This window comes from Chrysiogenia bacterium (genome assembly GCA_020434085.1).
Lineage (GTDB): Bacteria > JAGRBM01 > JAGRBM01 > JAGRBM01 > JAGRBM01 > JAGRBM01.
Map to the genome: position 1 here is coordinate 1 of JAGRBM010000249.1, position 8,937 is coordinate 8,937.

General features: G+C 63.1%; 7 protein-coding genes. 6 read left to right on the plus strand and 1 reads right to left on the minus strand.

What is annotated here, in order from left to right:
* Positions 1-686 (minus strand): nucleoside triphosphate pyrophosphohydrolase (gene mazG / locus KDH09_08230; protein MCB0219664.1); only part of this gene is annotated, 686 nt, incomplete at its 3' end.
* Positions 687-832: 146 nt separating this feature from the next.
* On the opposite strand from mazG, the gene KDH09_08235 reads away from it, so the two are divergent.
* The 6 genes from KDH09_08235 to KDH09_08260 all read left to right on the plus strand — a co-directional run.
* Complete coding sequence (locus KDH09_08235; GenBank protein MCB0219665.1) at positions 833-3,028, plus strand: tetratricopeptide repeat protein; 2,196 nt, start codon at positions 833-835, stop codon at positions 3,026-3,028.
* A gap of 6 nt (positions 3,029-3,034) precedes the next feature.
* A complete protein-coding gene (locus KDH09_08240) occupies positions 3,035-4,225 on the plus strand; it encodes a DUF4388 domain-containing protein (GenBank protein MCB0219666.1) in 1,191 nt (396 codons plus the stop codon).
* Between the two features lie 18 nt (positions 4,226-4,243).
* On the plus strand, positions 4,244-5,239 hold the full coding sequence (locus KDH09_08245) for a PhoH family protein (protein MCB0219667.1): 996 nt from the start codon (positions 4,244-4,246) through the stop codon (positions 5,237-5,239).
* Positions 5,236-7,710, plus strand: coding sequence for an HDIG domain-containing protein (locus KDH09_08250; protein MCB0219668.1), 2,475 nt, complete (start codon positions 5,236-5,238; stop codon positions 7,708-7,710). The genes KDH09_08245 and KDH09_08250 overlap by 4 nt, the downstream gene beginning before the upstream one ends.
* Positions 7,700-8,134 (plus strand): rRNA maturation RNase YbeY, encoded by a 435-nt coding sequence (gene ybeY, locus KDH09_08255; GenBank protein ID MCB0219669.1) that lies wholly within the window; start codon positions 7,700-7,702, stop codon positions 8,132-8,134. The genes KDH09_08250 and ybeY overlap by 11 nt, the downstream gene beginning before the upstream one ends.
* A 3-nt stretch (positions 8,135-8,137) precedes the next feature.
* Positions 8,138-8,937: hypothetical protein (locus tag KDH09_08260; GenBank protein MCB0219670.1), on the plus strand; the 800-nt coding region annotated here is incomplete at its 3' end.

The window sequence follows — 8,937 nt, forward strand, 5'->3', positions numbered from 1 at the left end:
TCCAGGCGCTCGGGATCGTCGATCGGCGCGTCGGGCACCGGGGCCGCATCAACGCCCGAAGCGACCTTTGGAATCTTGCCGTCCGGAAAGAGCTCCTGTGCGAGCTCGCCAAGTTCTTCATTGAGCTTGTCGAAGAGCATTTCGCGCACCGGCCAGTCGTAGCCCACGCGGGCCGCCTTCTCGGAGATTCGGCTGGCGCGGCTGAGCGCGGGCATGCTGTTGGGAACGCCCGAGAGCAGGGACTCGCGCTGTTTTTCGCGCTTCTTGATCTGCTCCCAGTTCTCGACGACCTGGCCGGCGGTCTCGGCCTTCACATCGGCAAAGACGTGCGGATGGCGGCGAATCAGTTTCTCGGAAATTCCGTCCACTACCGGGATCAGGTCGAAGCGGCCCTCATCGGCCGCGATCTGGGAATGGAGAACCACCTGAAGCAGCAGGTCGCCGAGTTCCTCCACGATGTCGGCGTCTACCCCCGAATCGATGGCCTCGAGCACCTCGTGGGTTTCTTCAAGGGTATAGGGCTTGATGGAGGCCATGGTCTGCTCGCGGTCCCAAGGACAGCCCCCCGGGGCCCGCAGCCGGGCCACGGTCTCTACCAACCGGGACACCGCGCGCTGGAGCTCCCCCGGGTCGGGAGGAACCCCCTCGCTCACAAGGGGCTTTCGGCCGCTCTGCTCATTCGCCATATGGTCCCTGTTTCCAGACACTTAGGTCTGCCCCGCCTTGCCCTACCGGTGGGGCCATGATAGCGTTTGCGCAACTGGCAGACCCAATGACATCCAAGATGAGCCGAATATACGTGTGCCCCTTCGGGCGGTCAACGCGCGCAGCTTTGAGCCTCCTGACCCTGCTAATGGGTTTGTGGGGGGTATTTGCCTTCCAGGCGCTGCCCGCGCGTGCGCAGGACAGCCTCTCCATCGACGATTTGCTCGACAACGTCGACACTGCGCCGGCCAAGCCCAAAGAAGAAGAGGCGGAACCCGCCGGGGCGCTGCCGCCCACCACGGCCGACAAGCCCGCCGCCGACGAACCGGCCGGCGAGACCTACAGCATCGACGACCTGTTGGGTGAACCCGCCACGCAAGAGCCCGCTGCCGAAGGCGCCGCAGCCGCCACGCAGCAGGAAGAGAGCTCCCCCGCTGCCGAGGAGCACACCGGCGGCCCGGGAGGCCCGGCCCTGGTTGAGGGCGCGCAGCTCGGTGTGATCCGCAATTCCGAGAAGATCGACGAGATCTGGCACGATCTCCATGAAGCCTTTTTTGCGCGCCAGTATTCGCGCGTGACCGTGCAGCTCGACCGACTCGAGCGCATTCGCCGCTCCCTCTCCATCGAGAATCTCCCGGCCTACTCCAACGCGCTCCTGCAACTTGCCGCGCAGGCACGCCAGAACGCCGATACCGAGATGGAAAACCGCCTCGTGCAGGCGGCCGAGCAGCTCTCGCCGGACATGGGCGGCATCGAATTTGCGCGCGCCAACCGCAACAAGGGCGACAAGGTACGCTTCCTTGGCGAGTGGGTGCAGAGCTTCCTGCACACGCTCGATGGCGTGACCTCCAGCTTTGCAGCCTACGGCTACCTCGCGCTGGGCCTCGCGCTGGCGATCCTGGGTATCACGGGCCTGTTCGGCCTGGCGCTCATGTACCGCCACATCAATCCGTTGGTTTTCGATCTGGTTCAAACATTCCGCTTTGAGCGCGAGGCCTTTGTGGTCCCGCGCATGGCGCTCATCCTGATGATGCTCTCGCCGCTGGCGCTGGGCTGGGGCGCGCTGGGCATTGCGCCGATGTGGATTCTGGTGTTCTTCGCCTACGGCAGCCGCGGCGAGAAGATTCTCGCCCCGCTGGCGCTCATCGCACTGATCTTCGTCCCCTTCCTGGCATGGAAGGCCGATCAATATTTTGCGCTCTCGCGCTCACCGACACTGCTGCGCATCCTCGATGCCCAGCGCGGACGCTGGGACGACGAGCTCCTCCACGATCTGCGCAAGCTCGAAGGCGACTTCCGCGGCAACGAGGCGGTGCTCTTCTCGCTCGGCCTTGCCCAGACCAAGAAGGGCCTGGGCGCCGAGGCACGGCAAACGTGGAACGAGGTCATCAAGATCAATCCCAAGCGCTGGCAGGCACTCAACAATGCCGGTGTGAGCCTTCTCTTTGAAGGCGAATACGAAGAAGCCATTGATTACTTCAAGAAGGGCCTTGGCATCAATCCGCTCGCAGCGTCCCAACAGTACAACCTCTCGCTGGCGCTGCTGGCACAGGACGAGGTCTCCAACGCGCAGGCGGCGCTCGTCCGCGCGCGAACCCTCAATCCCGAAGAGACCGCTTTCTGGGAGCGACGCAGCCCCAGGGGAACTATCTATGAGCGCGCGGCCGTGGTCTCGCTCTCCAATGAAGAGATTCTTTCGCTGAGCAACGACCTGGTCACGCTGCCACCTTCCGGCACGCCGATCCTAACGGCGCTGGGTATCCGCTCGGTCTATGACCCGATTGTCCTGTGCGTGGTGATCCTCGTGGCACTTGGCATCCTCGCGCTCATCTCCGCAAAGTTCGACCCCGCCGTTTCCTGCGACAGTTGCGGCGTCGGTATGAAGCGCACCACCAAGATCGCAGTGCGCGCGCGCAATATCTGCCCCCAGTGCTCGGCCGCGTTCTACACCAAGCATGCGGTCGATCCCGAGAGCCGCCTCAAGAAGGTCGTCAAGGTAGAGCGCTACCAGCGTCGGCGCCGTTGGGCGCTGCGCCTGCTCTCCATTGTGTTCCCCGGCGCCGCGCAACTGGCTGCCGGCCAGGTGGCCACGGGCGTTGTCCTTGGCAGCCTGACCCTATTCCTTCTCAATGCGGCAATGCTGCTGGCCTCGGGCGTGCCAGCGGCCGATCCCACGTTGCTCTCCGAAGCGGCACGCTGGCCGCTGCTCGCCATCGTTTCCCCCGTCCTCTTCATCCTGATCATTGTCAGTGTCGTGCGCATCGACACCGTCGGATTCCAGCCCACCCGCGGCCTTGGAATCGAAGTTCCCAAGGAGAGCTAGGACGTCATGGCCCTCGAAGGAACACTCAAAGAGTTCGGCATCGCCGACATCTTCCAGCTCATCGGGCAACAGCAGAAGGAAGGTGTTCTCGAGCTGCGCAGCGAAGACGGCAACCTCGACGTCTTTTTCTACGGCGGCCTGATCGTCGACGCGCGCCCGCCCAATTCCGATCCTGACAAGTGTCTGCTCGAACACATGGTTCGCACCGGCCTGCTCACCCCCGAGCAGGGGAGCCGTGTTCGCGACGGTGCGGCCCAGGCACTGAGTAAGATCCGCGATTACCTGGTGGACGCCGGCATCATCCAGAATGAAAAGGTCGCCGAGATCGAGCGCCTTTTTGCCATGGAAGAGGTCTATTCCCTCTTCCACTGGGCGAACGGACGTTTCGTCTTCGTCCCGCGCGAAGTGATTCGCAATGCCGATTCGTTCTCACCGGTCAGTGCCGAACACATCCTGATGGACGGCTTCCGCATGGTCGACGAATGGCCGGCCATCAAGAAGGTCATCCCCTCGCCCAATGTGCGGGTGATCAAGCTTTCGACTCCCAAACCGAAGGCCAAACCGAAGAAAGAAAAGAACGTCGCCATGGAGTCGGAGAACTTCCTCGACCTGGGCGACATCATGGATGACGAGGATGAAGGCGGAGATCTGCCGACAGAAGAGCAGACCGTGCTGAACGTGCTCGTCGGCAAGATGACGGTGCAAAACATCATCGACCGAAGCCGCATGGGCGCGTTTGAAGCGAGCAAGGCCGTCGCCAGCCTGGTCAGCAAGGGCTATCTCAAGCTCGACGTGATGACCGCGCAGCGCGAGACCGGCGACGCGTTCTTCGGCGAGGAAGCCAAGCCCCGTTCGCCCTACATTCTGCTCGCCGCTGCCGGCATCATTACGCTGGCCCTGCTGGTGATTCGCTACAACAGCATGCAGGAAGGCCTGCTCTCGCCCTGGTATCTCGCCAGCGAGACGCGCAAGGCCCAGATCGAAAACGGCCTGCACCGCGTGCATCACGCGATCGAGGTCTACCGCCTGCTTCACGGCAAGCTGCCCCAGAGTCTGGGCGCCATGGCCGAGACCGGGCTTCTTCCCTCCGACCTGGTTTTCCCCGAGAACAACTCGCCCTACGTGTATTTCCCGCTCATGGTCGACGGCGAGCACGCCAGCTACACCCTGGAACTCGCAGCCGACCTGGAAAAGTAAGCCGCTCCGGCTGGAACCTTGGAACAGACAAGTAAAAAGAACGTCACGCTCCGCGACAATACCCTCGCGCAGGCGATCATCGGCAAGCACGAGGACAACCTCCGCCGGATCGGTGAGCACCTGGGCCTGGATATTTCTTCGCGCGGCAACATCGTCACGCTCGAAGGCGCACGCGCGCGCGTCGAACGCGGCCGCGTCATCCTCGAAGAGCTGCAGGCCCTTGCCGCGCGCGGCGAGGACGTGACCGAAGCGGCCGTGGACAACCTGCTGCGGCTGAGTGCGACCGATCAGGATCTCCCCGAAATCGCCGGGAACGAAAAACCCGTGCCGCGCCTTCGCCGCCGGGTCGTTCCAAAGACCCCGCGTCAGAAGGATTACCTGGGCGCAATCGAGTCGAAGACCGTCACCTTCGGCATCGGCCCGGCCGGCACCGGAAAGACCTACCTTGCGATGGCCATGGCCACCTCGGCCCTGCTCGCCGGCGAAGTCAGTCGCCTCGTTCTCACCCGTCCGGCCGTCGAGGCGGGCGAGAAACTCGGTTACCTGCCCGGCAGCATGATTGAGAAGGTCAACCCGTATTTACGACCCCTCTACGATGCGCTCCATGATATGCTGGATATCGACAAGGCCGGGCGTCTGATCGACATGGGTTCGATCGAGGTGGCGCCGCTGGCCTTTATGCGTGGCCGCACGCTCAATGAGAGTTTCGTGATTCTCGATGAAGCACAGAACACCACGCCGGCGCAGATGAAGATGTTTCTCACGCGCCTGGGGTACGGATCGCGCGCTGTCATCACCGGCGACATCACGCAGATCGATCTGCCGCCGGGGCAGGAATCGGGACTGGTTGACGCCATCGGCGTGCTCACCGGCGTGGAGGGGATTCACATCACCCATTTCGACGGAACCGACGTGGTCCGCCACCCCATCATCCAGTCCATCGTCGAAGCCTATGAGCGTCGCTCCCGCGCCCAGGATGCCGGCGACAAACCCGGCACCGGAAAGCAGTCATGAGCCCACAACCAACCAAACGCACCCGCGGCAAGGATGACGGCGACACCACGCGCCCGCGTCGCGCCGGCGCCCCGCGCGGAAAGGGTGCCGAGTCCGCCGAGGAAGAACAGAGCCGGAATCGCAAGGCGCTGGCCACCCGAATCCTCGTCTGGGCGGGCATCAGCATTCTGATCGGTCTGGTGATCTCCCCGCCGACGGTGCTGCGCCTTCGCCAGTACGAGGTCGGCGACATTGCCGTGGGCAACATCAAGGCCCCGCGCGACCTCGCGGTGGAGGATCATCTCTCGACCTCCCAGCGCCGCGCCGAAGCGATGGAGCGCGTGCTGCCCATCTTCGACTACGACGAAGATGCCGCGCGCAGTGTGGCCAATCAGGTGGCCGCCTGGTTTGGCGCAGTACGACAGAACAACCGCCGCATCTGGGAACTTGAAGACCAGATCGAAGCACTCAAGAAGGAACGCAACAGCGGCTCGCGCGTTGCCGAGCTGCGCGAAAAACTTGCTGAAGCCCGCGAAGCGGCCAAGGAATCGCCACCGACCGCCACCCAGTTTCTCAACAAGGAAATCGAGGACTCGACGGCGAAGGCCCTCGCCTCGGTTCGCTACGGCACCGAGGTCGAAGACCGCATCGTCCGCGCCGTCGAACAGATTCTGCGCCCCGGGGTGATCGGATCGAGCGCCGATTTCCCGGTCGGGGACGCCGCCGAAATCACCGTGCGGCGCATTCCCTCCAACTCCGAGAATGTGGAGCATGAGCTCGGGCGCTTCGTCGATCTCGAAACGGCTCGCGCGCAGGCCGGCGACGTCGTCAAGGAATGGCTGGCCGACTCTCCCTATCCAAAAGACACCGCGCTGCGCAAGGCCCTGACCCAGCTCGTGCGCAAACTGCTGCGCCCGAATCTGGCAAAGAACATCCAGGCCACTGACGCCCGCCGCGAACTGGCTGCCAGCCAGGTCAAGCCGGTGTACCTCAACCTCAAGGCAGGCGAGATATTCGTGCGCGAGGGCGAGCGCATCAATTCCGAAGACGTCATCATCCTCAGCGCGCTGTCCAAGGAAGAGAAGCACACCCAGCGATGGCTGAGTTTCGCGCTGGTCTCGGTGCTCGCCGGTCTGCTGATCGGCATGCTCTACTTCTTCGCGCGCCAGCATCTTCACTACTTCAATGCCGGCATCAACGATCTGCAGTTCTATGCCATCGTGCTCGCCCTGCAGCTTCTTTCGGTGCGCCTCGCCACCGACCCCTGGCAGTGGTCGGGCTTTGTCGCCTTCGGCGCCATGCTCATGCGTGTCGTCCTGCCCGCTGACATCTCCCTGTTTCATGCACTCATTGCCAGCATCGCCGCCGGGCTGCTTGTACAAGCGGGCCCGCTCTACGTGCTCTATTCCATGGTGGGCTCGATGCTCGTCATCTGGATGGTCTCCCAGTATCAGCACCGCCTCGTGGTCATCCGCACGGGTATGGTGCTCGGCGCCATCAATGTGATTTTCTACTGGACCGACCTCTATGTGAATCACGACCTGCTCATTCCCTCGGACTGGCAGCAGTTGGTGATCCTCTTCGGCCTGGGCGTGGGCGGCGCGTTCGCCGTATCGCAGGTTTCCTACTTTGCAGAGCGCCTGTTCAACTACACTTCGGCACTGCGCCTGATGGAGCTCAACGACACCAGTCACCCCCTCGTGAAAGAAGTCTTCTTCAAGACTCCCGGCACCTACCAGCACAGCCTGGTCATCGGCACCATTGCCGAAGCCGCGGCCAAGGCCATCGGCGCCGACGCCCTGCTGGTGCGCGTGGCCGCCATGTACCACGACATCGGCAAGACCAAGATGCCCCAGTATTTCATCGAGAACATGGTGGATTCGGGCAAGGCCTCGCCCCACAAGAAGCTCTCTCCCAACATGAGCGCGATCATCATTTCCTCGCACGTAAAGGACGGCATCGAGATGGCGCACGAGGCGGGCCTGCCCCAGCGCGTGATCGACATGATCCCCCAGCACCACGGCACCAAGCTGATGAAGTATTTCTGGGAAAAGGCCAAGGCCGAGCAGACTGAGGATATGCCACCGCTCAATGAGGACGACTTCCGCTATCCGGGACCCAAGCCCCAGAGCAAGGAAGGCGGCATCATGCTGCTGGCCGACGCCATCGAGGCGGCCGTGCGCACCCTGCCCGACTTTACCGAGGCCCGCATTCGCGGCGCGGTGCAAAAGCTGGTAAATGACGCCTTCGCCGACGGGCAGCTCGACGAGTGCGACCTGACGCTCAAGGATCTCAATGAAATCGCCAAGGCCTTCTCAAAGACCCTGGCCGCGTTCCACCACGGACGCATCAAGTATCCCGAGCCCGCCGAGAAACAGCGCAAGAAGCAGGAAAATGCAGATTCTCGTCCAAAAGATGCCGAACAACCTGAGGGCGGACAGCCGGCTGCCGAAGAAGCTCGCTCGGAAAATCTTAAGCGTCTTGGGAACTGAGCCACTGGAGCTGAGCCTGGTTCTGCTCGATGATCCGGAGATGGCCGCCATCAATGGGGAGCATCGCGCCAAGCCCGAGCCCACCGACGTGCTCTCCTTTCCGCTCGAAGAAAAGATCCCCGGCAAGCTGGCCAGGGACCCGGCCGCGACGGCTACGGCGCACCTCAAGCACCTGCGTGCCGAGCTCGCGCGCCGCTTTGCCGGAAATCCCGAGCCCACGCTGGCGCTCGGCGACGTGCTCATCGACGTCCCTTACGCGCGCCGCCAGGCCCGCGAGCTGGGCGAAACACTCGAAGAGGCCTACGCCCGGCTGCTGGCCCATGGCATTGCCCACCTGCTGGGCTACGATCACGAGCGCGGCGCGGCCTGGGAAAAGGCCATGAAGCGCGTGGAAACCCATCTGCAAAAAGCTGCACTGAAGTAAGACGTGAACAAACTCAAAGCACTCCTTCCGGGCAAGGACGAGTTCCTGCTCTGCGCCGCCACCGGCCTGCTCAGCGCCCTTGGTTTTCCCAAGTGGAACCTCTGGCCCTGTGCATGGATTTTTCTTGTCCCGCTCCTGCACGTGATGCGTGAGAGCAACGCGCGCCAGGGTTTCAAGCTCGCGCTCTGGGCGGGCATCGTCGGCAACTTCCTCCAGCTCTACTGGATCACCTGGACAATCTCTGATTACACCGCTGTTCCGGTCCCGGCCGCCGCGGTGGTCACGTTGCTGCTCTCCCTGCTGGTTTCCCTGTTCTGGGGGGCGTGGGGCGCTTCGCTGTGCTGGCTGCGCGCGCGCAGCCGCGTGCCGCTACCGGTGCTGGCCGCAGCCCTGTGGGTGATCTTCGAGTCGCTGCGCACGCCGCTCATCCGCTTCAACTGGAACAAGCTCGGCGTCCTCTGGCTGAGTCACGAAAACCTCTCCCAGGGAGCCGATCTCATCGGGGTCTACGGGCTCTCCTTCTTCGTCGTGCTCGCCAACGCCGCGCTCTATGAGATTTTTGCCCTTCGCTGGCGTCGCCGTCAGGGCGAAGAAATTCCCACCGAAGAGGCTCGCTCCAAAGCGGCGATGCCGACGATTGCATTCATGATTATCGGCGCGCTCCTTCTCTATGGCTATGCCCGCCGCGCCGGGATGGAATCGAAGATGAACACGGGCGAGCCCCTGCTGCGCGCCGCGCTCATTCAGGGAAACATCGAGCAGCGCATGAAGTGGGATCCCGAGTGGGAAGAAGAGATCCTCGA

Bases quoted from the DNA above. Each gene is read 5' to 3' on its own strand.
- KDH09_08240 (MCB0219666.1), top strand. From the start codon at position 3,035: ATGGCCCTCGAAGGAACACTCAAAGAGTTCGGCATCGCCGACATCTTC.
- KDH09_08250 (MCB0219668.1), top strand. From the start codon at position 5,236: ATGAGCCCACAACCAACCAAACGCACCCGCGGCAAGGATGACGGCGAC.